Here is a 25,954-nt window from a genome sequence, read left to right as displayed (position 1 = left end):
TTAAATCTCTCGTCTCGCTCGAAAACACTGCGAAAATACTGGAAGCCATGACCTTCGTCGACGCGGCCCGCGCGCCCACCCGAAAAACCGGACAAATCAAGCTGCACGGGCCGGAAGCCTTTGCCGCCATGCGCAAGGCCGGCCAATTGGCCGCCGCCGCCCTCGACATGCTGAGCGCCCACGTCGAACCGGGCACCCCCACCGACAAACTCGACCGCCTGATGTTCGAGTTCGCCATGGATCACAACGCCTATCCGGCGACCCTGGGCTACCGCGGCTATCGCAAGTCCCTGTGCACCTCGATCAACCATGTGGTCTGCCACGGCATTCCCGATTCCAAGCCGCTGCGCAACGGCGACATCGTCAACATCGACGCGACCTTGATCGTCGATGGCTGGCACGGCGATTCCAGCCGCATGTATTGCGTCGGCGAGGTCAACCGCCGCGCCCAACGCCTGATCGAAGTCACCTATGAATCGATGATGCGCGGCATCGCCGTCATTCGCCCCGGCGCCACCACCGGCGACATCGGCGCCGCCATCCAGGAATTCGCCGAAGGCGAGCGCTGCTCGGTGGTGCGCGATTTCTGCGGCCACGGCCTCGGTCAGCTCTTTCACGACGAGCCGAACATCCTGCATTACGGCCGGCGCGGCGAAGGCATCGTGTTGCGCGAAGGCATGCTGTTCACCGTCGAGCCGATGATCAATCTCGGCCGGCCGCAGGTGAAAATCCTCTCCGACGGCTGGACGGCGGTGACACGCGACCGCTCGCTGTCGGCGCAGTTCGAGCACAGCGTCGGCGTGACGGCGACCGGCGTCGAAATCTTCACCAACTCGCCCGCCGGCTTTACCCAGCCGCCCTATATCCTGCCGGCGGCGTGAGCGAAGAGCCGCATTACAAAGGCCATCGCGAGCGCCTGCGCGCCCGTTTCATCGAGGGCGGCGATCAAGGGCAATCCAATCAAGTTCTGCCCGACTACGAACTGCTCGAACTCATCCTCATGCGCTCGATCCCGCAGCGTGATGTGAAGCCGCTCGCCAAAGCGCTGATCGCCCGCTTCGGCTCTTTCGCCGAAGTGCTCGGCGCCCGGCGCGAACGTCTCCTCGAAATCTCCGGCGTTGGCGACAGCACCGCGACCGATCTGAAAATCGTCGAAGCCGCCGGCCGGCGCCTGGCGCTGGGCGAGGTGAAGCAGAAACGCGTGCTCGCCTCCGGCAAGGATGTGCTCGACTATTGCCGCGCCGCCATGGCCTTCGCCGACCGCGAGCAATTCCGCATCCTCTTTCTCGACAAACGCAACGGCCTGATCGCCGACGAGGTGCATGGCACCGGCACGGTCGACCACACACCGGTCTATCCCAGGGAAGTGATGCGCCGGGCGCTGGAGCTCGCCGCCACGGCAATTATTTTGGTCCACAACCATCCTTCAGGCGATCCCGCGCCCTCGCAAGCCGACATTACGGTGACGCGCGACATCCAAAACATCGCCCAATCGCTCGGCATCGCCCTGCACGACCACATCATCATCGGCCGCGATGGTCATGCCAGCCTGCGCGCGCTGAAGCTCATCTGACACAATCACCTCAACGCTGGGACCTTGCGGCAAGGCCGCGCCACGACAAAGATACCCGCGCGCGCCAACAGACTCTCGTCACTTTACAAATGCGTTTGAATAAAATGTCTCCACGGGCGCTTCCATATTGACCAGGCCAAGATCCATGTAGCTCTTCTGTATCTGCTTCAGAAGCTTCGGGTCGGTTTCACCGACAACCTGCTGTCCTTTGTAGGCGCGCTCAATAAAATTTTTGAACATGCGGAGAACCACATCATCCCTCCCTTCAAAAGAGGGGACCTTGCGGATATAGATTTTTGTTGCCGCTTGCGGGTTGTCCATAATGAACTTCATGCCCTTCAACGTGGCTTGAACAATCGCTCGAACCATGTCGGGTTTCTTCGCAATCATCTCGTCTGATGCAACAATAGCCTGCGCCGTAGTCGCTGTATGATCCTTGAGAGGAATTGAGACTGTCTGGGCGACACCGTCTTGTACCGCGACCTCCCAATCCGGCGTGCAAATGCAGGCGTCAACCGCACCCGCGATCACCAAACCCACCACGCCAGCAGGTCCAACGGCCTGAATATTGGCATCATCTTTTCTGATACCAACCTTTTCCAAAGCCCCCAAGGCGGCATAGAAATTCGCTTCCTGGAATGACATTACGGATATTTTTTTACCCCGTAGGTCTTCGATTTTCTCGATGTTGCGATCTTTACGCGCGACGAAAACTCCGAGCGCACCGCCACCAAGTGTGGCCACAACCTTAATTGGAATTCCATTGCCACGAACGACGATCGGCGCATCTCCCAGCGATAATCCGAATTCAGCGTTTCCAACCCCCACTTGCTTGGCGATATCGAGTCCGCCCCGTGCGGTATGGAATTCCACTTCGTATCCGGCGTCTTTGTAGTAGCCGTTTTCCTCCGCCATGATCAGCGGACCGAATGCCGGCAGGGCTAAAGGCGCAGCGATAAGAAAATTGATCTTTTCAAGAGCGTGGCTTTGCACAGGCGCTGCCAAAGCCAAAACCGCCGCCATCGCGCCAATTCGCAATGCTCTCATGGAGCTGTCTCCCGATCGCTTGAGTGGTTGTTCAAGTCTGCTTTGGGGACTTTTCCGTCGAGGCGGATGTTCCCCTGCCATTCTCAGCTCACGCGGCAAGTAGCCGTTCAACCAAGGGCCAAACGTCCACCCCATGTTTCTTAAGTTCGTCGTCGTATGCATTGGAGCGGAAGGCGGTAATCGCGGTGTCGAAAGTCGGACGCGCCCGCATGGCCTCGAACCACCGCGCGACATTCGGCCGATCCGCCCACATGCCGGAAAGACCCAGCCGTTCAAGTCGCGTGACATAGGGAATGATCGCGACATCGGCGAGAGAAAACTCTTCGCCCGCGAGCCAGGACTGGCTGTCGAGCGTCAGGTTCATGTCTTTCAAAATCTTGTCATGGAGCAATATCGCGTCCCGGACGAACGGCGCGTCGAACTCCTGTTCGAGGATCTGCTTCTGCCGTGCCGCCCTGAACCGGTCTGGCAACTTGGCGATCCGCTCTTCCCATTGCTTTTTATCATGGTGGGCGCGCAATTGATGAACGAAGGCGGACGCATAGGTCACCGAAGCGCAGGCAATATGAAGCCCTTCGTCGGGCACCTTGGTCCACGTCCGCATCTTGGCGCGCGCAGCCGGCGCGACGGGACGCAGGGGGCGCTCAGGAAAAACATCTTCCAGATATTCGAGAATGACGGTCGACTCGCAAATCGTTTCCTTGTCGTGGACAAGAACGGGCACCAGACCTTTGGGATTGATGGCGAGAAACGCAGGCTCCAGATGCTCGCCTGCCATCAAATCGACCTCCCGCCCCACGTAAGCGATCTCCTTCTCGTCGAGCGCGATCCTCACCTTTTGTGCGCAGACCGAGATGTTGTGGTGATAGAGCGTCAGCATGACCATGTCGCCTCCAAGAACGATGCCCCAGCGACAATGAACAGCCATGGATTGCCAAAAAAGATGGATTGAGAACTAATATATATTCCTATTTGGAATGAGTTGGAGACATCATGGATTTCCTTGCCGCTGTCGGTGCCTTCGTACGGGTGGCACAGTCTCACAGCTTTTCTCGCACCGCAGAGGAACTCGACGTCACGCAGTCTCGCGTAAGCAAGCAGATCACGATGCTGGAAACACGCCTCGGCGTCAGATTGCTCAGCCGAACAACCCGTCGCGTGCGGCTAACCGAAGAGGGCAGCCATTTCCTGACCTTCGCTCTTCGTATGCTGGACGGTCTCGCCGAAGTCGAAGCCCAAATTGGTAGCGCGAGCGGTCTGCCGAGCGGTCTTGTAAAAATAGGCAGTCCTTCGGCTTTCGCGCGACGTTACCTCGTCCAGAGCGCAAACCGCATCCTGGATAAATATCCCGCGCTCCGTCTCGAGATCGTTACGGGCGATCTCGCAGAAGACCTTGTCACGCAAGGGATAGACATCGCCATCCGTTTCGGAACGGTCTCCGGCAGCATGATCGCCAAGCGCGTCGGCAATGCTACGCGAGTGCTCGTCGCATCCCCGGAATATCTCAATCGCGCCGGTGAGCCCATGACACCGGAAGCTCTAACGAGCCATCAATGTCTCGTTTACTTAAATCCAGATGCGGGATCGGACTGGACTTTCGCCGCGCCGTCCGGACGACGCAGGATAGCGGTCACGAGCCGATTGCAGTCGAACAACGCCGATGTCGTCAAACAAGCCTGCCTCAGTGGCGGAGGGATTGCGCTGATGCCTGAATGGCTGTTCCAAGAAGAGCTTCGTACGGGTCAAGTCAAACGTCTGTTGCCGCAATTTCGTCCTGAGGGGCTGACGGTTACGCTTGCATACGTGTCTCGGAGCTTCGTGCCCCCGAAAATCCGTATCGTTCTGGATGCGTTGAGCACCGACTTGCGTCACATCATCAGACGCCAAAAGCATTAGCCAACTCCAGTGAGATTATTTGTCTCGGCCATGATGCTCACGCCAGCCTGCGCGGGCTTACCGACGCGCCAATTTCGCCACGCCGATAATCAGCCCGCGCAACCATTGATGCGCCGGCAGATGGTCGAAGCGGCGGTGCCACAGCAGCGCGATGGGAAACGACGGCGTCTCGAAGGGCAGATCGAGGACGCGCAGCGAGGCGTTCAGAGCGAATGCCTGCGCCGCGCGCCGGCCGACGATCGCCACCATGTCCGAGCGCAGCAGAATGCTCTCTGTCGCGAGCAGCGGGGCGCGAAGGACGATCTTGCGGGAAAGCCCCCTCTCGCGCAGCGCCTTGTCGACGAAATCCGTATTCTCGCCCGTCGACGTGACGAGAAGGTGCGGCAGTGCGCTCAGAGCCTCGAGAGAGATCTGATCGGCCTGCCCGATGGAGGGATGGTCAGCGCGAACGATGGCGGCGAAGGTCTCATCGAACAGTTTAACATCGGCAAATCGCTCCGCCGGCGCCGCCAGCTGGCTGATCGTGCCATCGATGTCGCCACGGTCGAGCGCCTCGGCGATGTCGAGCGTCCCACTCGGGCGCAGATTAAGCACAATCCCTGGCGCCTCTTTGGCGATGGCCGCCGCAAGCGGCGCAGCCAGCACCAGGGCGGCATGGTTATTGAGCGCGATGGTGAACTCCCGCTCGGCCGTCGCCGGCACGAATTCGGCCGCGCCGTCGAGCGCCACCTGAAGCTCATCGAGCGCGGTGCGCACACCCTTCGACAGATTGAGCGCGAAGGGCGTCGGCTCCAACCCGCCCGGCGTGCGCACGAACAGTTCGTCGTTGAGGCTGCCGCGCAGCCGGGTCAGCGCATGGCTCACGGCGGGTTGGCTGATATTGAGCTTGCCCGCCGCCGCCGTCGCGCTCTTCGTCTCCATGACAGCCTGGAAGACGACGAGAAGATTCAAATCCAAATTTCGCCAGTTCGGCGCCTGACCTGCCATGACGGCCTCCAACTCTGGAAACCATCATAGGCAGGCGCGCGCCAAAGCACTATCGGCGGCGCCCGTCAGGCGCGCCGCAGCAACAGTTGATCGGCCACCGAAAAGGCGGCGCGGCGGCTCAACACCGTGGCGATCAGGCCGGTCATGCCGGAGGCAGCGAGGATCATCGCCACGATGACGAATTGATAGATCCCGGCGTAGATCGGATTGGCGCCCGACACCATCATGCCGGCCATCACGCCGGGGATCCAAACCAGGCCCAAGGATTTGAGCATGTCGAGCCGGGGCAGCAGGCTCGCATAAACCGCATTGTTGACATATGGCCGCACCGCCACCGCCGGTGTCGCGCCGAGCGACAAAGCCGCCTCGATCTCACCGACGTGACTGGTGACGTCAGCCCTCAACCTTTCCATCGCCTGCGCGCAGGAATTCATCGCATTGGCGATGATCATGCTGCCGACCGGAACGAGAACCGCCACATCCGTACTCAACGCCTTGGTCAAAAGCATCACGACAAGCACGACGCCAGCACCTGCGCCGATCGCATAGACACAGGTCAGAAAGGCGCCTTGCGCGCCCTTGCCGCGACGCGAGGCCGTCACCGCCGCAGCGATCACCATCGCGAACAGAATGCAGGCGCCAATCAACAAAGAGCCGTGCAGAAGCAGGACGAGCAAGGCGCCAACAGCAACCATCTGACAGAAGCCACGTGCGGCCGACAGGACAGCCTCACGCCGGACATCTACGCCCACCCGCAGGCACAGGAACACGACAACAGCACAAATAGCGATCGCCGCCGCCGTCTGCTCAAGCCCCAGAATGATGACGCTGGGCGAAATATTCGTGAGTTCAGCGAGCATGAAGAACCTCCTCCGTCGCGCCAACGGCAACCAGGGCGCCGGCCGCTAGAACCATCGCCTTGGGGGCGATGCGAAGCGCTTGCGGCATATTGTGGGTGATGATGAGACAGGCCATCTGCCGTTCCTCGACCAGGCCCATGACGAGCGCTTCGATCTCGCGCGCGGCATTTTCATCAAGCGCCGATGTCGGCTCGTCGAGCAGGAGCGTGCTCGGATTATTGACCAGGGTTCGGGCGATCGAAACACGCTGCGCCTCGCCACCCGAGAGATTCTGCACATCGCGATCCGCGTAGCCCGGCAGTCCAATCCGCTCCAGCAAGGCCTCCACATCCGCACGGGACACCGACAGGTTCTGCTGGCGCGGGCCAAACTGGATGTTGTCGTTCACCGTTCCCGGAAACAGATGCGCCGCCTGCATCACCATGCCGACACGGCGGCGCAATTCACTGGGCTTCAACTGACGGTAGTTGATGCCATCAACCAGAACATCGCCTCCGGTCGATTCATCCAGCCGGTTGAGCAGGCGCAGGAACGACGACTTGCCCGCCCCACTCGCCCCCGATAGGGCGACGATTTCGCCAGGGTGAAGCGTGATGGTGACATTGTTGACGATGGCCTTATCGCCGATCACGCGGCTGACGGCGCGCGCTTCCAGCGGCGGCGCCGATCCTGAAGGCTGTGGCGCTACGGCCGAAGGGTTAGACGGAGAACGCCGTGACGTAACCCCCGATACGGTGCGTTCAAACATGAGTTCGTCTCCTCTTTCATGAGGATTGCCGTAACTCTTTGACGTGTCGAACACGAATGAGCATCGTGCATCGCTCTATGCGGATCGCGAATAAAGCGGCCGCTGGTCGCGGCGCGCTGCTTTTCGCTCAATAAAATAGCGCGAATTCAATCCGGTATCTCAGTCGAGCGTGATTTTCGCCGCCTTGATGACATCCGCCCATTTCGCCGTTTCGCTGGTCATGAATGCTGTGAATTCGGCCGGCGTGCTGGCGATCGGCTCGATCCCCGCCGCGCGCAGTTTCTCGCGCACCTGCGCGTCAGCTAGCGCCGCGCCAATCTCTTTGCCGAGCTTCTCGACGATCTCCGGCGGCGTTTTCGCCGGCGCGACAATGCCTTGCCAGGCGGACGCCTGATAGCCAGGAAAGCCCTGTTCGGCGATGGTCGGCAGATCGGGGAAATCGGCAAAGCGCGTCAACGACGCCGCACCGAAAGCCTTCAGCAAGCCCGCTTTGACAGGCTCCCGCGCCGTCGCCACGTCCAGCATCATAATGGGGACATGACCCGCAAGGACATCTTGCAGCGCCGGCGCGGCACCACGATAGGCGACATGCACCATGCTGAGATCGGCGCGACGCATCAGCAGTTCCATGGCCAATTGATGCGGACTGCCGGGGCCGGCCGAGGCATAGGAAAGATCGCCCGGCTTCGCCTTGGCGAGCGCCACGAATTGTTCCAGCGAACCAGCCGGAAACGACGGATGCGCCACCAGCATCAGGTCGAAATTACCGGTGAGGGAAATCGGCGCGAAATCCTTCAACGGATCGTAGGAGAGTTTTTTGTAGAGAAACGGATTGAGCACATAGGTCGTCATCGACGTCGACAGCAGCGTGTAGCCATCCGGCTCAGCGCGCGCCACGACCTCCGCGCCGATCTGCGTGCCGGCGCCCGGACGGTTCTCGATCACCACGCCCTGTTTCAGACGCTCGGAAAGCTGTTGCGCGATGAGCCGCGCCAACACGTCATTGCCGCCGCCAGCAGCGAATGGCACGACGATCTTGATCGGACGCGAGGGATAGCTATCGGCCACCGCCGGCGATGCCATCGCGATAAGGCAGGCGCCGCCAACGGCAGCGAAAAACTTTGTTACTGGATTGATCACAGGCACTCTCTCTTCACGCAACGCTTCACTGCAACTCAAATCACTTCAGGGCATCGGCTCCGGCGCCCGACACCAGCATGTCCTGATCGCCATTGCCGCCGCTGACGCCGATCGCGCCGATCAGCTTGCCATCGACGATCAGCGGAACACCGCCAGGCGCGCCAGCGACACCGGGGAAGGTCAGATAGAACGGATGGCCGCCCTCGATGGCGTCATAGAAAACCTTCGTCGGCCGGCGATAACGCGCCGAGGCCACGGCCTTCTGTTGCGCGAGCTGGACCGCCGAATAGGGCGCGCCATTCATCTTGGCGAAATAAACCAGGTCGCCCGAGGGTTCGACGACGGCGACCGCATTGGGCACGTTGATGTCTTTTGCCTTGGCCATCGCCGCTGTCGCGGCTTTGATCGCTTGATCGAGTGTGACTGGCGCGCCAAAGGGCGGCGCGGGCGGCGGGCTGGGCTGAGAGGTTGCGGGAGCACCAGCCTGCTGGGCGACAGCGCTTGTCATCCAAACCATCGCCGCAACGGCGGTCATAGTACCTAGCTTCATGACACCCCTCCCCAGTTGCGTGATCCAGATCACGCTTGACAGATGCATATCATATCGTTTCAATCGAAACAATTACACAGTTCTCCGGCCCGGTCAACGAACACGAAAATGCCCCCCGCCAACAACACGCGTCCCTCCCTGACAGCGACGGGCCACTTGGCCCTGCAGCACTTCATGCCCTATCGCATCGCCGTGCTGGCGCGCGGCGTCAGTGCCGCCCTGGCGAAGCAATATCGCTCGCTTGGCATCAGCATTCCCGAATGGCGCGTCATCGCCCATCTGGCAGAGGTCGGCACCTGCTCCTCCGGCGACATTTGCCTGCGCACCGAGATGGACAAAGCCAAGGTCAATCGCGCCGTGACACGGCTCGTCGCGGCGGGTCTCGTGCTGAGCTCCATTTCAGATCAAGACCGGCGCCTCAATGTGCTGAAGCTCGCCGCCAAGGGCCGGCGCATCTACGATCAGATCGTGCCGATCGCGCTTGAACACCAGCGCTCGCTCATGGCCGCTCTGTCGGATCGCGAGCGCCGAGAGTTTGAAAACATGATCGAAAAACTACAGGCACAGGCGCACCGCCTGTGGGGCTCGGACCTCTCGATGGACGATGCCCGTGAAGATTGATGTCCACGCCCATATCGTCGACCGACGCTACCTGGACGAACTCTCGTCCACCTTGGCGCTTGAGACGGAAAGAACCGACGATGGACAATTGCTCTTCCGCCATCGCGGCGCGACGATCGCCTGGTCGCGGGAAGATATGTTCGACATCGGCGGTCGCCTCAAGACCATGGATAGCAAGGGCATTGACCAGCGCATCCTCTCGCTGAGCACGCCAAACGTCTATCTGTGGGACGAGCCTGACCAGATCGCCATGGCGCGACACATCAACGACGCCCTAGCCCGCATCTGCAAGCAGCATCCCGACCGTTTCATCGGCCTCGCCAGCTTGCCCCTTAAGAACGTCGAAGCCTCGCTCATCGAGCTGGATCGCGCCATTCAAGAGCTGGACATGAAAGGCGTGATCATCGGCTCGAATGTCGATGGCGCCTATCTCGACGCTCCGCACTTCGCACCGCTGTGGGAGAAGATCGATCGTCTCAGGCTGCCGGTGTTCGAACATCCGATGTTCCCCAGAAGCAACGACGGGTTCGAAGGCTACGAACTGCCCCTGCGCCTGGGCATGATCTTCGACACAACGCTCGCCGCCACGCGCTTCATCTATTCGGGCCTATTCGAACGCTACCCAAACTTTCCCTATATCCTGGCTCACACGGGTGGCGCTTTGTTGATGGCGCTGGAGCGGCTCGACAACGGCTACCGTCTGTTTCCCGATTGCCGCCAGCATATTTCACGACTGCCGAGCGAATATGCGAGCCGGCTTTATTACGACACGACGGCTTTCGGAAAGAACGCTCTCGATTTCGCCCTCAGCACCATTGGCACAAGCCAATTGCTGTTTGGCACCGACGACCCGTTCATCGGCGCGAGCCCGGCCCATGTCGAGGCGCTGTCGATCTCGCAGGCCGACAAAGCCGCGGTCTTCGGCGGCAATGCCGCGCGGGTTTTTGGACTCTGAGAGGTCGCGGAAAACCCCTGGTGTCATCCCCGACAGCCGCATAGCGGCTGAGCGGGGATCCAGAGCGCGTGGTAGAGCGCTGACTAACGCAGGGCATTAAGATGCTGTGCAGCAATGATGCAACGCTTTACCGCACGCTCTGGATTCCCGCTCACGCCTACGGCGCGTCGGGAATGACACCAGGCCCTGACCTTTAAAACACCACCTCAACGCGACGATCGACTTCGATCGCCTGCGGGCTGACCGAGCAGCACACGGCCATGGCCTCGACGCCACGCGCGCGCGCTTGCGCGAAGGTTTTCGCATAGGTCGGATCGATATCGGCGGCCAGTGTGAAGCGGTCGGCCTGCATCTGGATCAGATAGACCATGACGGCGCGATGCCCGGCCTCGACCATGTCACCCAGTTCGACAAGATGCTTGGTGCCCCGCGCGGTGACGCAATCGGGGAATTCGGCGAGGCCCGGCTGGCGCATCATGTGGATATTCTTGATCTCCACATAGCACAGCGGCCGACCATTGCCTTCAAGCAGAATATCGACCCGGCTATTGCGGCCATATTTCACTTCGCGCCGCGCCGATGCATAGCCCGTGAGTTCAGGAAAGAAGCCCCGGCCGATCGCCTCGAACACGATGCCATTGGGATGCGACGTATTGATGCCGACACATTCCGGCCCGCGACCGAAATCGGCTTCGACGATCTCCCACGAATAGGCGAGCTTGCGGGCTGGATTGTTCGACTTCGACAACCACACCCGATTACCCGGATCGATGAGCCCCAACATCGCCCCCGGATTGGCGCAATGGGCGGTGATCTCCTCACCACTGTCGAGGACAATATCGGCAAGAAAACGCTTGTAGCGCTGAACGAGGCGGCCCGGGACGAGAGGCGGAGAAAATTTCATGACGCCGTTATCGCATGCCGGAGAGCGGAATCCCCGCGCCGCGCCCATCATCCACGCTTTTGTTCGCCGCGCTGTCGCGATCTGCGCTTTCCGTTGCATTGTCATGCCCCGCGTCCTTGCATAACCTCCCAGCACTTGGTTGCGTGTAGCGGAGGGGAACGCATGATCGGATCGGGACGTCTTTTTGCAGCGGTGGGCTTGAGCCTGTCTTGTGGCCTGTCCTCTGGTTTGGCTACGGCGGAAACCTATCCGTCGAAACCGATCACCTTCATCGTACCTTTCGTCGCCGGCGGCACGTCGGACGTGATCGCACGTCTGACCGCCGAAGAAATGTCGCGCGCTCTAGGCCAGCCTCTGGTCATCGAAAATGTCGGTGGCGCCGGCGGCGCCGTTGGCCTCGCCCGCGCCTCACGCGCCGCGCCCGATGGCTATACGGTGACAATAGGCAATGCCGGCAACGCTGCCGCCATCTATTGGACGACCGAGAACCTGCAGTTCAGCCCAGAGTCTTTCACTCCTGTCGGATTGATCGCCAAAACCTCGCCTGTGGTCGCTCTGCGCAAGAATTTTCCCGGCACGACGGTGGCCGAGATCATCGCCTATGCCAAGCAGAATCCCGGCAAGATGAGCTTCGGCCATGCCGGCGTCGGCTCAACTAACTATTTGATCTGTATGAGCTTCTTGAAGGCTGCCGCGATCGAGGTGTCACTCGTCGGCTATCGCGGCGCCTCGCCCGCCCTCAACGACGCCATGGGCGGCCATCTCGATGGCATCTGCGATTCCGCCACCTCGGTCGCGAACGCCATCAACGGCGGCGAGGTGAAGGGTCTCGTCGTCTCCGCCACCCATCGGCTGAAAGTCCTGCCGAACGTGCCAACGGCGCAGGAGGCCGGCGTGCCCACCTTCCAGGCGGAAGGCTGGAACGCCCTGTTCGCCCCTGCGGGCTTGCCTGAGCCAATTATTGCCAAGCTCAACGACGCTCTGCGCAAGGCCGTCGCTAGCGACACGATGCAGTCGCGCCTCACCGACCTGTCGGCGCTGCCGGCCTCGGGCGACGAACTGTCGTCCGAATATGTCCGTCAGCTCGTGCCCAAGGAAGTCGAAAAATATCGAGTATTGCTGGGCAAATAGCGCCAGCTCGGCTTTACGGGCGACCTTAACACTCTGGAATTTTACCAATCTCGGGCCTATCTAACTGAAATCGGCCCGGGAATACCTGCTTTGCGACCCATGCAGGCCTCTTCCTTCCGCCGATCCAACCAGCTAGAAGTCGCGCCGAGAAAAAATCCGCGCGTCTTTGATGCACGGCAGCAAGTAGAGAGACCCGACCGCAATGGCCAAGGCACGCACGCTTTATGACAAGATCTGGGACGACCATGTCGTCGAGGCTCAGCCGGATGGCACCACCCTCCTCTACATCGATCGCCACCTCGTTCACGAAGTGACCTCTCCGCAGGCTTTCGAAGGCCTGCGCCTGTCGGGCCGCAAGGTGCGCGCGCCGGAAAAGACCCTGTGCGTGGTCGACCACAACATTCCCACGACCGACCGCTCGAAGCCGATCGACGATCCCGAGAGCAAGGCCCAGATCGAGCAGATGGCGACGAACGCCGCCGATTTCGGCCTTGAATATTACGACGGTGTCGATGTCCGTCAGGGCATCTGCCACATCATCGGGCCGGAACAGGGCTTCACCCTGCCGGGCACGACCATCGTCTGCGGCGACAGCCACACCGCCACCCACGGCGCTTTCGGCGCGTTGGCGCACGGCATCGGCACGTCGGAAGTCGAGCATGTGCTCGCCACCCAGACGCTGATCCAGAAGAAGTCGAAGAACATGCGCGTGACCGTCGACGGCAAGCTGCCGGAAGACGTGACCGCCAAGGACATCATCCTCGCCATCATCGGCGAGATCGGCACCGCCGGCGGCACGTCGAGCGTCATCGAATATGACGGCGAGGCGATCCGCTCGCTGTCGATGGAAGGCCGCATGACCGTCTGCAACATGTCGATCGAAGGCGGCGCCCGCGCCGGCCTCGTCGCGCCGGACGAGAAGACCTATGAATTCCTGAAGGGCCGCCCGAAAGCGCCGAAGGGCGCCGATTGGGACAAGGCCTTGCGTTACTGGGATACGCTGCGCACCGAAGACGGCGCGCATTTCGACCGTCACGTGAAGCTCGACGCTGCCAAGTTGCCGCCGCTGCTCACCTGGGGCACGTCGCCGGAAGACGTCACCACCATCGGTGGTAACGTGCCGCGCCTCGAGGACGCCAAGACCGAGCAGCAGCGCGCCAAGTTCGAACGCGCCTTCGCTTACATGGGCTTCAAGGGCGGTGAGAAGATGACCGACCTGGCGATCGATCGCGCCTTCATCGGTTCGTGCACCAACGGCCGCATCGAAGACCTGCGCGCCGCCGCCGATATCGCCCGCATCGCCATCTCCCGTGGCCAGAAGGTGCCGGAACGCATCAACGCCATGGTCGTGCCCGGCTCCGGTCTCGTCAAACAGCAGGCGGAAGAAGAAGGTCTCGACAAGATCTTCCTGGCCGCCGGCTTCGAATGGCGCGAGCCCGGCTGCTCCATGTGCCTGGCCATGAACCCGGACAAGCTGGCGCCCGGCGAACGTTGCGCCTCGACCTCGAACCGCAATTTCGAAGGTCGTCAGGGCTTCCGTGGCCGCACTCATCTGGTCTCCCCCGCGATGGCGGCGGCAGCGGCGCTTGCCGGCCACTTCGTCGACGTCAGGACGTGGAAGTAGACCGCACACAGAACGTACCGTCGCGGGGTAAAATGCCCCGCGACGCCGATCTTTTCTCCACTCAACTCGAAACCGTCGTGCCGCCGCTCTCGGAAGGCACGGACCGGATCGAATTTTGGGCCAAGCGCACCGGCCGCATCATCGGCCTCATCCTCCTCGTCGTGCTGACGATCAATCTCGCCACGGGCTGGTTTTTCTGATGGCTGATCCCAACAAGCCTGACTGGCGCAACGCCATGGCGCCCACGCTCGCAGATTTCGAGGCGATGGCCGATGAAGCCTTCGCCCGCCTGCCGGAAGAATTTCGCGCGCTGTGCGAAGGGCTCGTCATCCGCATCGACGATTTTCCCGCCGACGAAGTCCTCGATGAAATGCAGGCCGAAACCGAATTCGATCTGCTCGGCCTGTTTCAGGGCCGCGGCCTCGCCCAGCGCGGCGCCACGCTACAGACCGGCGAATTTCCCAATATGATCTGGCTCTATCGCCGCCCTATCCTCGATTATTGGGCGGCCCATGACGAGACGCTGAGCGCCATCATCAGCCATGTGCTCGTGCACGAGATCGGCCATCACTTTGGCTTCTCGGACGAGGACATGGAGAACATAGAAAAACAGGCGGATTAGGGCTGTATTGCCGGGGCCTTGATGTCACCAAGTCGTTAAATGCCGCAGCCTTCGTGTCATCCCGGACACGCGCAGCGTGATCCGGGACCCAGGGGCGCGTGGTAGAGACGAACAAACACATCGCACCCAACAGAAAGACGCTACGCCAGCATAGAAGCCGTTGCCCCTGGCTCCCGGATCGCGCTTTCAGCGCGTCCGGGATGACACCAAGACAGACGCAGCACCTCGGGAATGACACGAAGGTGTCGGTATCGTCTTGCGGACGCCTCCCAGCCTCAAAGAGCGAAGCAAGAGCATAATTCCGCCGCCCTACCTTCGTATTCTGAGCCAGGTTTGATCGACCCGCCGGAACCTCGCTACCCGCCTCCGCCTCATCAAGGAGGGGGGTGGCGCGCAATTCTGAGGAACGACCCCATGCAGGGTCGCTGTCAAGGCCGCTCCCGCGCTCACTTCCCTTGCATTCGCAAGCGACCCAAGGGCATGCGACAGGATTACGAAAGTGATTGCCGCGCAAGCCTAACTCGCATTCGCCACACGCCTATGGATCCCGGATCACTTGCTGCGCAAGTGTCCGGGATGACACGGAGAGCTACTTACCCTGGCTATAACGCTTGGCCGCTTCCTGCACGAGGCTGAGATCGACATATTTGCTGATGTCGATCTTGCCCTTCAGGAAACCCAAGTCGCTTTGCACATCGATATTGGCCTGCAGCGCCTTGATGTCGGGCACGAGATTGGGATCGCGATAATTGTCGGCCTTGGTGAACAGCCAGCTCGACAAACGTTCCGGCGGCTGATTGGCCACTTTGCCAGCAAGCTGCAACACCTCATCACGATTCTTCGGATCGACCAGCCATTGCTGCACGCGGATGGAATCTTCCAGGAAGTCCAAGACCGCCGCGCGGTTCTTGGTGAGAAACGGCTCACGCGCCGCCCAGACGACGAGCTGCGCCGGACCAATCGCATCCTTGATGGTGAAGAGCGGCCGCGCCACTTTCTGCAATTCCGGATCGAGCGAGAACGGCAACACGCTCGAAATCAGATCGACCTTTTTCGAGGTCAGCATGGCCGCCATGTTGGGAAAGCCCGCTTCGACCACATTGTAATCGCGCTTATCCTCAAGGCCGTTCTTACGCAGCATGGCGCGCAGCGCGATATCGACCGCCGAGCCCGCGCCGACCGACGCGACGCTCTTACCCTTCAGGTCCTTGATCTCCTTGATCGGCCCATCCTTCAGCACGAAATACGGCGCCGAATAATAGTCGGCATAGCCGTCGCGCGATTCATCGGCGATGACTTTCAGATCGTTCATACCAGCGTTCTGGATGGCGAGGGCCAAAGATGAATAAGCGAAGTCGGCGATGTCGAGTTCGCCGGTGGCCAGCGCCGTGATCATCGGCGGCGTGCCTTGGAAGCGCATCGGCTCGAACACATAAGTCTTGCCGTTGTTGCGCATGAGTTCAGGCTTCACCATCAAGAGCGATGGCAAATTGGCGATCGGCACCACCCAGGCGACGCGGATTTTGACCGGAGCTTGCGCTTGCACCGGTGCCGCGAACGGCAATGCCGCAAGCGCGGCGAGCGCGATCCATTTGGCTATTCTCATTCTTCCCTCCTCGTTGCGGCTTCCCCTCCCCGCAGGGTCGGTCGGCCCTGTCGTTCTTGTCAAGCGATTAACCCGCCGTCGCATCCAGGCTTTCGGGATGCCAGCGCAACAACCTACGGCGGATCACATTCATCACCCGCACCAGCACGTAGCCAACGATGGCGATCTCAATGATGCCGGCGAAGACGCCCGGTGAATCGGCCATGCGCGACGCGGTCTGCATCACCGCGCCAACGCCATAGCCACCCATCGCCATTTCGGTCAGCACGCCGACGATGAGCGCGATCGGCAAAGCCACCTGCAAGCCGGTGAGGATCTGCGGCAAAGCCGCCGGCAACAGAATGTCCCACATCAGCCGCTTACGACTGGCGCCAAGATTGCGCGCCGACCAGATGATCTGTTTCTCGACCCCTTCGATGCCGGCGATCGTCGCCGTCACCACCGGGAAGATCGCGTTGAAGGCGATCATGGTGATCTTCGACACGTCGAACAGGCCAAGCCAGAGGATCATGATCGGCAGGAAGGCGATCTTCGGCATCGGAAAGCCGACCGATATGATCGGATCGAAGAACCAGCGCACCACCCGGTATTGCGAGATCAGAACACCCAGCAGCACGCCGCCAACCGCTGAAATGGCAAAGCCCGCGAGCGCCCGCCACAAGGTCGTGCCAATCGACATCATCAGATCGCCGGAGGCGTAATCATCGGCGATGCGCCCGGCGATGGACGAGAGCGAGGGCAGCATGAAGGGCGTGAACACGCCGGCCCGTGTCGTCGCCTCCCAGGCGACCAGCAGAATGATCAAGGGCGACCAGGCCAGGACTTTGTAGCCAAGCGTCGCCCAGCGCCACGGGCGCGGTCGCTTCGTGCGTGCGAAGGCTTGCGTCAACGCCATCTGAGCACCCGTTGCATGGCCGCCTGATAGAGCCGGTCGGCGAGGAAGCCCATGAAGGCGACCGTGAAGACCACGGCGAACATGGCGTCGAAATTGCCGCCGTCGCCCAAGAAGCCGATCATGAAGCCCAGGCCGCTGCGCGCGGCGATCATTTCGGAACTGACCAGCAGCACGAAAGATGTCGCCAGCGCCGTGCGGATGCCGTTGAGCGTTTCCGGCAAGGCGCTTGGCGCCACCACGTCAAACAGCATGCGCAACCGGCTGGCGCCCAGCGAGCGGGCCGACCACATCAAGGTCTGCTCGGCGCCCCGCGCGCCATTATAGGCGCCCAAGGTCACCGGCAGCATGCAGCCCAGAAAGATCAGCAGGATTTTCGAGGCGTCGCCGAGCCCGAGCCAGATCGCCGTCACCGGGATCAACGCCGATTTCGGCAGCGGATAGAACACTTCGACGATCGGATTGAGAACAGCCCGCACCGGCTTCGACGAAGCCATGGCGATGCCGATGACGGCGCCGATCACCACGGCCAGGATCAGGCCGGCGAAGGTGCGATAGAGCGAAGCCGCCGCGTTGAACCAGAAATCCGAGGTGGCGGCGAGATGAAACCAGGCGGCGATGACATCGCTCAACGGCGGCAGGGCGCTGCGCGCCACCAGCCCCGAACGCGCCGCTGCTTCCCACAGCACCGCCAGGATCAGCAAGGGCGAATAGCGGATCAGCCGTTGCATCAGCCGGCCGCCAAACGCTGCGCCAGCATCGCCTCGTTGCGCACCAGATCCCAGATCTCGTCGACCTTTTCGATAAAGGCCGGCTGTTTGAACAGATGCGGATCGCTGCGATCGAACTTGGTCTCGATAATGGCTTTGATTCGCCCCGGCCGCGCCGACATCACCGCGATGCGCTCCGCCAGATAGACGGCTTCCTGCACGTCATGGGTGACGAAGATCACCGTCTTGGGGGAACGCCGCCAGATGGCGAGCAGTTCGCTCTGCATGAGGCTGCGCGTCTGCGCATCGAGCGCGCCGAACGGTTCGTCCATCAGGAGAATATTCGGATCGATGGCCAAGGTGCGGGCGATCGCCGTGCGCTGGCGCATGCCGCCCGACAATTGCGACGGATAGCTGTCCTCGAAGCCCTGCAGGCCGACCATATCGATATAGTCCTGCGCCCGCTTCAGCCGCTCGGCTTTTGGAATGCCGGCGCGCTCGAGCCCGTAGAGCACATTGCCGCGCACCGTCTTCCACGGAAACAGAGCGAAATGCTGGAACACCACGCCCCGGTCCGGCCCCGGCCCCGTCACCGGCTTGCCGTCGATCAGAATACGGCCGGCCTCGACCGGCAAAAATCCCCCCATCAGATAGAGCAGCGTCGATTTTCCGCAGCCGGACGGACCCAGCAAGGCGAGAAATTCGCGCGGACGCACCTCCAGCGAAACATCGTCGATGGCCAGCACGGGCTGGCCATGAGCGGGACGGTACATATGGGTGATTTTATCGACGACGATTTGTGCTGCGGCTGACGCCTGCATGCCTTCTGTTCCCTCACCTTGTGCGCGTCGCCACCATGCCCCTCCCGGCCGACGCACCGGGAACGACCCTAGCTGTCGGTTTTTTCACCGTCCAGCGGCCCGCAGCGTGGTTCGATAGGTCGTTCACAGTTGGGCTAAATGCATGGCTGCTGCCCACCTTTTGCAGGAAAGCTGACAACCGGATGGGTTCGGTGTAGAAGGCCCCAGCTCAACGGCAAATCGCGTTAGAAACGCGATTTTGCCTAGGGTCTCTATTTTGACGCGTCTTCATGGCGTTTGGCGAAAGCCAAACTGTGAAACGCTATGAAACCGAGGACGGGTAGCTAGCCCCATGGACAAATTCACCAAGCTGACCGGCGTCGCCGCGCCCATGCCGATCACCAATATCGACACGGACATGATCATTCCGAAGCAGTACCTGAAGACCATCGCCCGCACCGGCCTTGGCAAGGGCCTGTTTTCGGAGCTGCGCTACAAAGAGGACGGTTCGGAAAACCCGGATTTCATTCTCAACAAGCCGGCCTATCGCAAGGCCCAGATCATCGTCGCGGAAGACAATTTCGGCTGCGGGTCGTCGCGCGAGCATGCGCCGTGGGCTCTGCTCGATTACGGCATTCGTTGCGTCATCTCGACCAATTTCGCCGATATTTTCTACAACAACTGTTTCCAGAACGGCGTCCTGCCGGCCAAGGTCTCCAAGGAAGATCTGGCCAAGCTGATGGACGATGCCGGACGCGGCGCCAACGCCACGCTCACCATCGATCTGGAGAAACAGGAAATCCGCGGCCCCGACGGCGGCGTGGTCAAATTCGAGATCGATCCGTTCCGCAAAAACTGCCTGCTGGAAGGCCTCGACGACATCGGCCTCACCTTGACCAAGGATGCCACCATCGGCAGCTTCGAAAGCAAGACCAAGGCGGAGCGTCCCTGGCTCTAAGCAGAGTATTTTCAGGCGAGAGATTCTGACACCGAACTCTCGCCTTCGAATGGCCTCCCTTCCGAGCTAATGTGAAGCTCAAACGCCCGGCCTCGCGTCGGGCGTTTTCACATCGGAGCCTGGGAGTAGCTTTTGACGATCGCCGAAGCCCGCCCCTTCGTCCCCTATGCACCCAAGCCGCTCGCCAAACCGGCCGGGCGGCTTAAGACTTTGTGGCTGCTCGCCCGCAATCCCCTGGAAAGCTGGACCGAGGCGCATTTCGAAAAACCGATGCTCGCCGGCCCCTCGTCGCTGTTTGGCTATACGGTGGTCGTCAACGATCCCCAGGCGGTGCGCCGCGTCCTCGTCGACAATGTGGCGAATTACGAGCGCGACCCGCTGCAATTGCGCATTCTTAAAACCGGCTCGACCGGCGGCGAGGGTCTGTTCACCGCCACCGGCGAGGCCTGGCGGCGCACGCGGCGCACCCTCAGCCCCCTGTTCACGCCCAAGCGCGTCGCAGCCTTCGCCCCGATGATGCAGCGGCTGGCGCAGCAGCGGGTCGAGCGCTGGCTGCACCGCCGCCCCGGCGCGATCCTGGAAGTCGACCGCGAGATGACCGGCGTCACCTATGACATCTTGTCGGCGACGCTGTTTTCCGATGCCATCGCCGGCGACAGCGCCGGTTTTGAGCGGGCGATGATGCAATTTCTCGATGCCATCGGCACGATCGACCCCCTCGACGTTTTCAACGCCCCCTCATGGCTGCCGCGCGTCTCGGCGATCCGCGCCCGCGAGTCGCTGGCCTTTTTCAACAAGACCACCGAACGCATGGTGAAAGAGCGGCAAGCGATGATCGCAGCCGACGACAACGCGCCGGACGATCTTCTGACCGCGCTGCTGCGCGCCAGCGATCCGGAAACCGGCGTCGGCCTATCGACCGAAGACGTCATCGCCAATCTGCTGACTTTCATTGTCGCCGGCCATGAAACCACCTCGCGCGCCTTGGCCTGGACGCTCTATCTCCTGTCGCGCTCGCCGCACTGGCGCGCCGAGGCGGAAGCGGAAGCCGATGCAGCCTCCGCCGATCCCGGCAATTGGCTCGACGAAATGCCTGTCATCCGCGCCGTTTTCGAAGAGAGCATGCGTCTCTATCCGCCGGCCGCCACCTTGACCCGCCAAGCGCAGGAAGCCGACCGGCTCGGCGACGTGGACGTGCCGAAGGGCGCCTTCATGGTCATCTCGCCCTACTTGCTGCACCGCCACCACCTGCTGTGGGAACGGCCGGACACATTCATGCCGGAGCGCTTCCTGCCGGAAGCGCGAGATAAGATCGACCGCTTCGCCTATCTGCCGTTTGGCGGTGGACAACGCGTCTGCATCGGTATGCGTTTTGCCATGATGGAAGCGATCATCGTTTTGGCTACTATCCTTCGTCAGGCGCGCCTGTCCCTGGTCGAGGGCCAGGAACCGCGCCCGCTGCAACGCATCACCTTGCGGCCGGACAAGCGATTGGTCATGCATATACATCCACGCTGAAGCACATTAGGGGGGCGAAAGACATGACACGACGACTGATTTCGACGGGTTCGCCGTTCGAAAGCCGCTACGGCTATTCGCGCGCCGTGGTCCAAGGCGACATGTGTTTCATCTCCGGCACCACCGGCTACGACTATGCCACCATGCAGATTCCAAAGAATGTCGGCGTCCAGACCCGCAACATCTTCAAGACCATCTGTGGGGTACTTACCGATGCCGGCTTCGGCCTCACCGACGTGGCGCGCATTCAGATCTTCGTCACCAGCGCCGTCGACACGCAGGCCGTGATGGAGGTCTGCGGCGAATACCTTGGCACCGTTCGCCCAGCCGCCTCGATCTATATTGTCTCCGGCCTGCTCGACCCGGCGATGAAGGTGGAAATCGAGATCACCGCCAAAAAGAGCCAAGAAGCGTAGCGTCAAGAAGAGCATTGAGTCGCAGGAGTAGAAGCACGACTGGAGACACGCCCGCTTTCATGTTTTGTTAAACATAATCGGGCGCATTGGATCGTCCATCTCAGGAAAGATCGCACAGGAAAGATCGCCATGTACCGCCTGTCTTTTGCCGCCACCCTTTGTATCGCCACCCTGGCGACAACCGGGATTGCGCGTGCGCAGGCCGATTTTAATTCCTGCCTTGCCGGCATCCGCGCCACCGCCGCCCAACAGGGCGTCTCGGGCAGCACATTCGATCGGGTCATGGCCGGCGTCGAGCCGGACCCCAAAGTCATCGAATCGATGAATGCCCAGCCGGAGTTCAAAACCCCGATCTGGGATTACCTCGCCACCCTCGTCGACGAACAGAAGGTTGCCGAAGGCCGGCAGATGATGTCGCGTCATGCCCAGGCGCTGGCCTCCGCCGAACAGCGCTTCGGCGTCGACCGTTACGCCATCGCCGCCGTCTGGGGCGTCGAATCCGATTACGGCAAGATCGCCGGCCGCTGGATGCTGCCGCAGTCGCTGGCCACCCTCACCTGCTCGGCCAATCGTCGGCAGGCCTATTTCCGGGGCGAACTGATCGCCACCCTCAAGATCGTCGAGCGTGGCGACATCGCCCCCTCGAAACTGCGGGGATCCTGGGCCGGCGCGTTTGGCCAGACCCAGTTCATGCCCTCGACCTATCTGCGCCTCGCTGTCGATGGCGACGGCGACGGCCGCCGCGATCTGGTCGATTCGACCGCCGATGCCCTGCATTCCACCGCCAACTACCTGGCCAAATCCGGCTGGGTGACCGGCGCCGGCTGGGGTTATGAAGTACAATTGCCGCAAGGCTATTCCGGCCCCTCGGGCCGCACCCGCAAATCGCCGCTGGCGCAATGGTCGGCGCTGGGCATCCGCCGCATCGACGGCGCGGGCTTAAGCGGCAGCGGCGCCGCCGGCCTGCTGCTTCCCGCGGGCGCCAACGGCCCGGCCTTCCTCGTGTTCAAGAATTACGACGCCGCCTATGCCTATAACGGCGCCGATTCCTATGCCTTGGCCATTTCCCTACTATCGGACCGGCTGCGCGGCCGTGGCGGCATCCAGGCCGCCTGGCCGACCGACGACCGCGGCCTGTCGCGGGCCGAGCGCAAGGAAGTCCAGGAACATTTGCTGCGGCGCGGCTATGACATCGGCGAGGCCGATGGCGCGATCGGCGCCAAGACCCGGCAGGCAATTGCGGATTTTCAGGGCCGGAGCGGCCTGCAGCGTGACGGGCGGCCGGGTGGACGCGTTCTCGACGCCCTGCGCGGCGGCCGGTGACGGATTCTCACGGAAAAAGTAACCGCGAATTGACTGGCCTGTGAGGGGCGTTAAGCGTAAATCAGAAGCATGTCCCAGTCCCGAACCAGTGCTCGGTCCCCCCAGGGGCCCTATCTGTCGCGTCGCGCTTTTGCGGCCGGTGGTGCCTGCGCCGCGCTGGTAGCAGCCAGCGCCGGCGCCCACGCCCAAACGTCCGGCCCAACGTTCGAAAAGCCTGTTTTTATTGAACTTTTTACCAGCCAGGGCTGTTCATCCTGTCCGGCTGCCGATCGGGTGCTGTCGCAGATCGCCCGGCAACCCAATGTCATCGCTTTGACCTTAGCCGTGGACTATTGGGACTATCTCGGCTGGAAAGACACCTTCGCCTCCAACGGCAACACCGGCCGGCAGAAGGGCTATTCCAAGACGATCCCCGGCAGCCATGTCTATACGCCGCAAGCGGTCATTAACGGCGTGGCGCAGGTCGTCGGCAGCGATCTCAATGCCCTGGTCAAGGAAGCCAGGATCGCCTTTGGCAAACATGGCGCGCTCTCGGTTCCGATGACGATCAAGGATGCCGGCGACAAGCTGCTGATCGACGTCGGTGCCGGCGGCGGCAACGCTGCCCTCAGTCTCGTCCGTGTCGCCAGCCGACGCGAGGTCGAGGTGGCGCGCGGCGACAACACCGGCAAACAGCTCAGCTATACCAATATCGGCCGCGGCCGCGTGCCCATCGGCGATTGGAGCGGCGGCGCCAAACAGTTCGAAATCGCCAAGGCGGACACTCTGGGCAATGACGCTGACGGCTGGATCGTCATGCTGCAGTCCTACGAAAACGGCAAGCCAGGCCCCATCCTGGCGGCGCGCAAGAGCAGCAATCTCTAAACAAGAGTCTCTCTATCTGATCCTCAGATCAGCCAGAGCCGATCCGGCAGTTCATTGATGTTGTCGGCGCGCGGCGGAAAATGTTGAGCGAGCAGCGGCGCGCAATAGTCGATCGCGCCGACGAAGCCATCGGCCACCCGATCCTCGCGCATGCAAGCGACAAGTAGATTCACCGCGCTTTGCCATTCATGCTGCGGCACCTTGGCGGCAATGCCGTCGTCAACGACGACACGCGCATAATGCTCGGCCATCGAGACAAAGATCAGCACGCCCGTGCGATCGACCGTGCGGGCCAGACCGCGAATATGAAACTGCTCGACGGCGGCGCGATAGGAGCGCGCCCGCTTGACCCGGCGCGGCACCAGCAACATCCGGATAGGAGTGATCGACAACAGCACCGTGGCGGCGACATAGACCACGAGTTGGATCAGGAAAATGCGCTCCGCCGACAATTGCGTAAGGGCGATCAGCGGCCAGGGTGTGACCAGGGCGCAGAAGGAAGACCAGATGAGCGGCGCATAGGCATAGTCGGAAGAAGCGCGCGCCAGCACGCAGACGATCTCGCCGGCCGTCGCCGTCTCCGCCTTGTGGATCGCCGTGACGATCCGCTCCTGATCAACGCTGGTCATTGTGATCGCCATTACCAGCTCCCCGATGCGCCGCCGCCGCCCGAAGAGCCGCCACCGCCACCCCAAGACGATCCGCCACCACCGCCCCACGACAAACCACCACCGCCCCAGGATGAACCGGAACTCCAGTTGCCGCCGGACGACGGAATGAAAATGGTGTCGCCACTGCGACGCACCCAGCGCCCACGCCGCCCGCCCGTGGTGCTGAACATCAGATACATGACGTAGAGGAACAGCGCGATCATCAGGAACGGCATGATCTGTTCCATCAAATCGCTTTGGCTTTCGGCGCGCAGGCTTGGCCGCTTCTCCCATTCCGAGGCATCGGTGGTCAGCACGGTGATGATGTCGTCGACACCGCGCGTGATGCCGCCGGAGAAATCGCCCGTCTTGAAACGCGGCGTGATGGCGTTGACGATGATCACCTTCGACAGCGCATCAGTCAGGGTTTTTTCGAGCCCATAGCCGACTTCAATGCGCACCTTGCGCTCGTTCGGCGCGACCAGAAGCAGCACGCCATTGTTGTTCTTGGCCTCGCCCAGCTTCCAGGTGCGGAAGAGCTGGTTGGCATAGGTTTCGATGTCGTTGTCCTCGAGCGATTTCACCGTGGCGACGACGAGCTGAATGCCGGACTTATCTTCCAGCTCGCGCAGCTTGGTTTCGAGAGTGAGTTCGGCCGAAGCATCGATGATGCCAGCCTGATCGACAATCCGTCCGCTGAGCGGCGGAAACGTCAAGGCATAGGCAACGCACGCGACATAGAGCGCGGCCAAAAGGCCGAGCCATGTCGCGCCGATATGGTGACGGACGGACAAGCCTCTACGAGCGCTCATGACGAGGCCGCGCAGGCTGATCGCATATCAGGCTCCGTTGGCGTCAGAACTTGACCGGAGGTGGCGTTTGCGCTCCGTCCACCGCCGTGAACTCAGCCATTGGCTTGTTGCCACGGAAGACGGTCATCGCCCACAACAGGCTTGGGAAGGTCTTCAACTCCGTATTGTAGGCGCGCACAGCCTCGATGTAGTCGCGCCGCGACACCGCGATGCGATTCTCCGTTCCTTCGAGCTGCGATTGCAGCGCGAGGAAGTTCTGGTTCGACTTGAGGTCAGGATAGTTCTCGCTGACGGCGATGAGGCGACCCAACGCGCCAGACAACTGGCTCTGCGCCTCTTGGAATTGCTTGATCTTGTCCGGATCGGACAATTGCGACGCATTGACCTGGATCGAAGTCGCCTTGGCGCGCGCCTCGATCACCGAGGTCAGCACGTCCTTTTCCTGTTTCGCGTAGCCCTGCACCGTCGCCACGAGATTGGGAATCAGGTCAGTGCGGCGCTGATATTGATTCTGGACGTCGCCCCACTTGGCTTTCGCCTGCTCTTCCAGGGTCGGAATGGTGTTGTAGCCGCAACCGGCCACGGCCGAAGCCAAGCACAGGACAATCAGAAATCGCGAAATCCGCTGCTTTGAAAAGAACATGGTCAGCCTCCGTCCAAGATGGAAAACATAGAAGCAACTCATGACAGGGGAAAGAGCCCATTAGATCGCCTCTCGAATGTTATACTATTGCATCCCACCAGCAG

General features: G+C 61.5%; 29 protein-coding genes. 14 read left to right on the top strand and 15 right to left on the bottom strand.

The window, feature by feature from the left end; genetic code table 11:
- The first annotated feature begins 47 nt into the window (after positions 1 to 47).
- Both map and radC read left to right on the top strand, forming a co-directional pair.
- On the top strand, positions 48 to 881 hold the full coding sequence (gene map / locus BLW50_RS27665) for a type I methionyl aminopeptidase (protein WP_090709838.1): 834 nt from the start codon (positions 48 to 50) through the stop codon (positions 879 to 881).
- A complete protein-coding gene (radC, locus tag BLW50_RS27660) occupies positions 878 to 1,573 on the top strand; it encodes a RadC family protein (RefSeq protein WP_090708385.1) in 696 nt (231 codons plus the stop codon). Before map ends, radC begins: the two co-directional genes overlap by 4 nt.
- A gap of 78 nt (positions 1,574 to 1,651) precedes the next feature.
- Here radC and BLW50_RS27655 read toward each other — a convergent pair whose 3' ends face one another.
- A complete protein-coding gene (locus tag BLW50_RS27655; RefSeq protein ID WP_170850386.1) occupies positions 1,652 to 2,620 on the bottom strand; it encodes an ABC transporter substrate-binding protein in 969 nt (322 codons plus the stop codon).
- Between the two features lie 88 nt (positions 2,621 to 2,708).
- A complete protein-coding gene (locus tag BLW50_RS27650) occupies positions 2,709 to 3,506 on the bottom strand; it encodes a glutathione S-transferase family protein (protein WP_170850385.1) in 798 nt (265 codons plus the stop codon).
- 107 nt (positions 3,507 to 3,613) lie between these two features.
- Between BLW50_RS27650 and BLW50_RS27645 the strand changes: the two genes are divergently transcribed.
- Positions 3,614 to 4,516: a LysR family transcriptional regulator gene (locus BLW50_RS27645; protein ID WP_090708379.1), complete on the top strand. Its 903-nt coding sequence runs from the start codon at positions 3,614 to 3,616 to the stop codon at positions 4,514 to 4,516.
- A 57-nt stretch (positions 4,517 to 4,573) separates the two neighbouring features.
- Here the strand turns inward: BLW50_RS27645 and BLW50_RS27640 are convergent, their stop codons facing one another.
- From BLW50_RS27640 to BLW50_RS27620, 5 genes are all read right to left on the bottom strand, one after another.
- Complete coding sequence (locus BLW50_RS27640; protein ID WP_090708377.1) at positions 4,574 to 5,503, bottom strand: LysR family transcriptional regulator; 930 nt, start codon at positions 5,501 to 5,503, stop codon at positions 4,574 to 4,576.
- Between the two features lie 65 nt (positions 5,504 to 5,568).
- Entirely contained in the window at positions 5,569 to 6,363 is a 795-nt protein-coding gene (locus BLW50_RS27635; protein ID WP_090708375.1) for an ABC transporter permease, read from the bottom strand.
- Positions 6,353 to 7,111, bottom strand: a complete 759-nt coding sequence (locus BLW50_RS27630) for an ABC transporter ATP-binding protein (RefSeq protein WP_090708372.1) — start codon at positions 7,109 to 7,111, stop codon at positions 6,353 to 6,355. Before BLW50_RS27630 ends, BLW50_RS27635 begins: the two co-directional genes overlap by 11 nt.
- 159 nt (positions 7,112 to 7,270) lie before the next feature.
- A complete protein-coding gene (locus BLW50_RS27625) occupies positions 7,271 to 8,251 on the bottom strand; it encodes a Bug family tripartite tricarboxylate transporter substrate binding protein (protein ID WP_139267770.1) in 981 nt (326 codons plus the stop codon).
- 40 nt (positions 8,252 to 8,291) lie between these two features.
- Positions 8,292 to 8,801, bottom strand: a complete 510-nt coding sequence (locus tag BLW50_RS27620) for a GlcG/HbpS family heme-binding protein (protein ID WP_170850384.1) — start codon at positions 8,799 to 8,801, stop codon at positions 8,292 to 8,294.
- Between the two features lie 108 nt (positions 8,802 to 8,909).
- Between BLW50_RS27620 and BLW50_RS27615 the strand changes: the two genes are divergently transcribed.
- Positions 8,910 to 9,422 carry a MarR family winged helix-turn-helix transcriptional regulator gene (locus tag BLW50_RS27615; protein WP_170850383.1) on the top strand — a complete coding sequence of 171 codons (513 nt, stop codon included), beginning with the start codon at positions 8,910 to 8,912 and terminating at the stop codon, positions 9,420 to 9,422.
- Positions 9,412 to 10,377, top strand: a complete 966-nt coding sequence (locus BLW50_RS27610; protein WP_170850382.1) for an amidohydrolase family protein — start codon at positions 9,412 to 9,414, stop codon at positions 10,375 to 10,377. Before BLW50_RS27615 ends, BLW50_RS27610 begins: the two co-directional genes overlap by 11 nt.
- Positions 10,378 to 10,570: 193 nt before the next feature.
- Here the strand turns inward: BLW50_RS27610 and sfsA are convergent, their stop codons facing one another.
- The gene (sfsA, locus tag BLW50_RS27605) at positions 10,571 to 11,281 is read right to left on the bottom strand and encodes a DNA/RNA nuclease SfsA (protein WP_090708361.1); all 711 of its coding nucleotides are present in this window, start codon (positions 11,279 to 11,281) and stop codon (positions 10,571 to 10,573) included.
- 162 nt (positions 11,282 to 11,443) lie between these two features.
- Between sfsA and BLW50_RS27600 the strand changes: the two genes are divergently transcribed.
- The 4 genes from BLW50_RS27600 (at position 11,444) to BLW50_RS27590 (ending at position 14,658) form a co-directional block, all read left to right on the top strand.
- Positions 11,444 to 12,412, top strand: a complete 969-nt coding sequence (locus tag BLW50_RS27600) for a tripartite tricarboxylate transporter substrate-binding protein (protein ID WP_090708359.1) — start codon at positions 11,444 to 11,446, stop codon at positions 12,410 to 12,412.
- Positions 12,413 to 12,614: 202 nt separating this feature from the next.
- A complete protein-coding gene (leuC, locus tag BLW50_RS27595) occupies positions 12,615 to 14,036 on the top strand; it encodes a 3-isopropylmalate dehydratase large subunit (RefSeq protein WP_090708353.1) in 1,422 nt (473 codons plus the stop codon).
- Between the two features lie 32 nt (positions 14,037 to 14,068).
- Positions 14,069 to 14,236 carry a hypothetical protein gene (locus BLW50_RS30795; RefSeq protein WP_170850381.1) on the top strand — a complete coding sequence of 56 codons (168 nt, stop codon included), beginning with the start codon at positions 14,069 to 14,071 and terminating at the stop codon, positions 14,234 to 14,236.
- Positions 14,236 to 14,658: a metallopeptidase family protein gene (locus BLW50_RS27590; RefSeq protein ID WP_090708351.1), complete on the top strand. Its 423-nt coding sequence runs from the start codon at positions 14,236 to 14,238 to the stop codon at positions 14,656 to 14,658. Before BLW50_RS30795 ends, BLW50_RS27590 begins: the two co-directional genes overlap by 1 nt.
- Before the next feature lie 589 nt (positions 14,659 to 15,247).
- Here the strand turns inward: BLW50_RS27590 and BLW50_RS27585 are convergent.
- The 4 genes from BLW50_RS27585 to BLW50_RS27570 all read right to left on the bottom strand — a co-directional run bounded on the left by BLW50_RS27585 (position 15,248) and on the right by BLW50_RS27570 (position 18,687).
- Complete coding sequence (locus BLW50_RS27585) at positions 15,248 to 16,264, bottom strand: ABC transporter substrate-binding protein (protein ID WP_170850380.1); 1,017 nt, start codon at positions 16,262 to 16,264, stop codon at positions 15,248 to 15,250.
- A gap of 67 nt (positions 16,265 to 16,331) precedes the next feature.
- The gene (locus BLW50_RS27580; protein WP_090708347.1) at positions 16,332 to 17,159 is read right to left on the bottom strand and encodes an ABC transporter permease; all 828 of its coding nucleotides are present in this window, start codon (positions 17,157 to 17,159) and stop codon (positions 16,332 to 16,334) included.
- Positions 17,150 to 17,887, bottom strand: coding sequence for an ABC transporter permease (locus BLW50_RS27575; RefSeq protein WP_090708345.1), 738 nt, complete (start codon positions 17,885 to 17,887; stop codon positions 17,150 to 17,152). The genes BLW50_RS27580 and BLW50_RS27575 overlap by 10 nt, the downstream gene beginning before the upstream one ends.
- Positions 17,887 to 18,687, bottom strand: a complete 801-nt coding sequence (locus BLW50_RS27570) for an ABC transporter ATP-binding protein (RefSeq protein ID WP_244544419.1) — start codon at positions 18,685 to 18,687, stop codon at positions 17,887 to 17,889. Before BLW50_RS27570 ends, BLW50_RS27575 begins: the two co-directional genes overlap by 1 nt.
- 331 nt (positions 18,688 to 19,018) lie before the next feature.
- On the opposite strand from BLW50_RS27570, the gene leuD reads away from it, so the two are divergent.
- The 5 genes from leuD to BLW50_RS27545 all read left to right on the top strand — a co-directional run bounded on the left by leuD (position 19,019) and on the right by BLW50_RS27545 (position 23,745).
- Positions 19,019 to 19,624 (top strand): 3-isopropylmalate dehydratase small subunit, encoded by a 606-nt coding sequence (gene leuD, locus BLW50_RS27565; protein WP_090708343.1) that lies wholly within the window; start codon positions 19,019 to 19,021, stop codon positions 19,622 to 19,624.
- 132 nt (positions 19,625 to 19,756) lie between these two features.
- Positions 19,757 to 21,142, top strand: a complete 1,386-nt coding sequence (locus BLW50_RS27560) for a cytochrome P450 (RefSeq protein WP_090708340.1) — start codon at positions 19,757 to 19,759, stop codon at positions 21,140 to 21,142.
- A 23-nt stretch (positions 21,143 to 21,165) separates the two neighbouring features.
- Positions 21,166 to 21,558, top strand: a complete 393-nt coding sequence (locus tag BLW50_RS27555; RefSeq protein ID WP_090708337.1) for a RidA family protein — start codon at positions 21,166 to 21,168, stop codon at positions 21,556 to 21,558.
- A gap of 129 nt (positions 21,559 to 21,687) precedes the next feature.
- Positions 21,688 to 22,881 carry a lytic murein transglycosylase gene (locus BLW50_RS27550; RefSeq protein ID WP_090708335.1) on the top strand — a complete coding sequence of 398 codons (1,194 nt, stop codon included), beginning with the start codon at positions 21,688 to 21,690 and terminating at the stop codon, positions 22,879 to 22,881.
- Positions 22,882 to 22,950: 69 nt separating this feature from the next.
- On the top strand, positions 22,951 to 23,745 hold the full coding sequence (locus BLW50_RS27545) for a DUF1223 domain-containing protein (RefSeq protein WP_090708332.1): 795 nt from the start codon (positions 22,951 to 22,953) through the stop codon (positions 23,743 to 23,745).
- A gap of 23 nt (positions 23,746 to 23,768) precedes the next feature.
- Here the strand turns inward: BLW50_RS27545 and BLW50_RS27540 are convergent, their stop codons facing one another.
- From BLW50_RS27540 to BLW50_RS27530, 3 genes are read right to left on the bottom strand one after another with little or no spacing between them, the layout of a single operon-like run.
- Positions 23,769 to 24,386 (bottom strand): TPM domain-containing protein, encoded by a 618-nt coding sequence (locus BLW50_RS27540; protein ID WP_348272875.1) that lies wholly within the window; start codon positions 24,384 to 24,386, stop codon positions 23,769 to 23,771.
- A complete protein-coding gene (locus tag BLW50_RS27535) occupies positions 24,386 to 25,207 on the bottom strand; it encodes a TPM domain-containing protein (protein ID WP_090708329.1) in 822 nt (273 codons plus the stop codon). The genes BLW50_RS27540 and BLW50_RS27535 overlap by 1 nt, the downstream gene beginning before the upstream one ends.
- Positions 25,208 to 25,250: 43 nt before the next feature.
- Positions 25,251 to 25,850, bottom strand: coding sequence for a LemA family protein (locus BLW50_RS27530; RefSeq protein ID WP_090708327.1), 600 nt, complete (start codon positions 25,848 to 25,850; stop codon positions 25,251 to 25,253).
- Positions 25,851 to 25,954 lie beyond the last annotated feature (104 nt).

This window comes from Beijerinckia sp. 28-YEA-48 (assembly GCF_900104955.1).
Classification (GTDB): domain Bacteria; phylum Pseudomonadota; class Alphaproteobacteria; order Rhizobiales; family Beijerinckiaceae; genus Terripilifer.
This window is presented reverse-complemented; position numbering and strand designations above follow the sequence as displayed.

Bases quoted from the DNA above. Each gene is read 5' to 3' on its own strand.
- leuC (WP_090708353.1), top strand. From the start codon at position 12,615: ATGGCCAAGGCACGCACGCTTTATGACAAGATCTGGGACGACCATGTC.
- leuD (WP_090708343.1), top strand. From the start codon at position 19,019: ATGGACAAATTCACCAAGCTGACCGGCGTCGCCGCGCCCATGCCGATC.
- BLW50_RS27545 (WP_090708332.1), top strand. From the start codon at position 22,951: ATGTCCCAGTCCCGAACCAGTGCTCGGTCCCCCCAGGGGCCCTATCTG.
- BLW50_RS27570 (WP_244544419.1), bottom strand. From the start codon at position 18,687: ATGCAGGCGTCAGCCGCAGCACAAATCGTCGTCGATAAAATCACCCAT.
- BLW50_RS27555 (WP_090708337.1), top strand. From the start codon at position 21,166: ATGACACGACGACTGATTTCGACGGGTTCGCCGTTCGAAAGCCGCTAC.
- BLW50_RS27600 (WP_090708359.1), top strand. From the start codon at position 11,444: ATGATCGGATCGGGACGTCTTTTTGCAGCGGTGGGCTTGAGCCTGTCT.
- BLW50_RS27635 (WP_090708375.1), bottom strand. From the start codon at position 6,363: ATGCTCGCTGAACTCACGAATATTTCGCCCAGCGTCATCATTCTGGGG.
- BLW50_RS27645 (WP_090708379.1), top strand. From the start codon at position 3,614: ATGGATTTCCTTGCCGCTGTCGGTGCCTTCGTACGGGTGGCACAGTCT.
- BLW50_RS27580 (WP_090708347.1), bottom strand. From the start codon at position 17,159: ATGGCGTTGACGCAAGCCTTCGCACGCACGAAGCGACCGCGCCCGTGG.
- BLW50_RS27590 (WP_090708351.1), top strand. From the start codon at position 14,236: ATGGCTGATCCCAACAAGCCTGACTGGCGCAACGCCATGGCGCCCACG.
- BLW50_RS27630 (WP_090708372.1), bottom strand. From the start codon at position 7,111: ATGTTTGAACGCACCGTATCGGGGGTTACGTCACGGCGTTCTCCGTCT.
- BLW50_RS30795 (WP_170850381.1), top strand. From the start codon at position 14,069: ATGCCCCGCGACGCCGATCTTTTCTCCACTCAACTCGAAACCGTCGTG.
- sfsA (WP_090708361.1), bottom strand. From the start codon at position 11,281: ATGAAATTTTCTCCGCCTCTCGTCCCGGGCCGCCTCGTTCAGCGCTAC.
- BLW50_RS27615 (WP_170850383.1), top strand. From the start codon at position 8,910: ATGCCCCCCGCCAACAACACGCGTCCCTCCCTGACAGCGACGGGCCAC.
- BLW50_RS27535 (WP_090708329.1), bottom strand. From the start codon at position 25,207: ATGAGCGCTCGTAGAGGCTTGTCCGTCCGTCACCATATCGGCGCGACA.
- BLW50_RS27530 (WP_090708327.1), bottom strand. From the start codon at position 25,850: ATGTTCTTTTCAAAGCAGCGGATTTCGCGATTTCTGATTGTCCTGTGC.
- BLW50_RS27550 (WP_090708335.1), top strand. From the start codon at position 21,688: ATGTACCGCCTGTCTTTTGCCGCCACCCTTTGTATCGCCACCCTGGCG.
- BLW50_RS27585 (WP_170850380.1), bottom strand. From the start codon at position 16,264: ATGAGAATAGCCAAATGGATCGCGCTCGCCGCGCTTGCGGCATTGCCG.
- BLW50_RS27620 (WP_170850384.1), bottom strand. From the start codon at position 8,801: ATGAAGCTAGGTACTATGACCGCCGTTGCGGCGATGGTTTGGATGACA.
- BLW50_RS27540 (WP_348272875.1), bottom strand. From the start codon at position 24,386: ATGGCGATCACAATGACCAGCGTTGATCAGGAGCGGATCGTCACGGCG.
- BLW50_RS27640 (WP_090708377.1), bottom strand. From the start codon at position 5,503: ATGGCAGGTCAGGCGCCGAACTGGCGAAATTTGGATTTGAATCTTCTC.
- BLW50_RS27650 (WP_170850385.1), bottom strand. From the start codon at position 3,506: ATGGTCATGCTGACGCTCTATCACCACAACATCTCGGTCTGCGCACAA.
- BLW50_RS27575 (WP_090708345.1), bottom strand. From the start codon at position 17,887: ATGCAACGGCTGATCCGCTATTCGCCCTTGCTGATCCTGGCGGTGCTG.
- BLW50_RS27655 (WP_170850386.1), bottom strand. From the start codon at position 2,620: ATGAGAGCATTGCGAATTGGCGCGATGGCGGCGGTTTTGGCTTTGGCA.
- map (WP_090709838.1), top strand. From the start codon at position 48: ATGACCTTCGTCGACGCGGCCCGCGCGCCCACCCGAAAAACCGGACAA.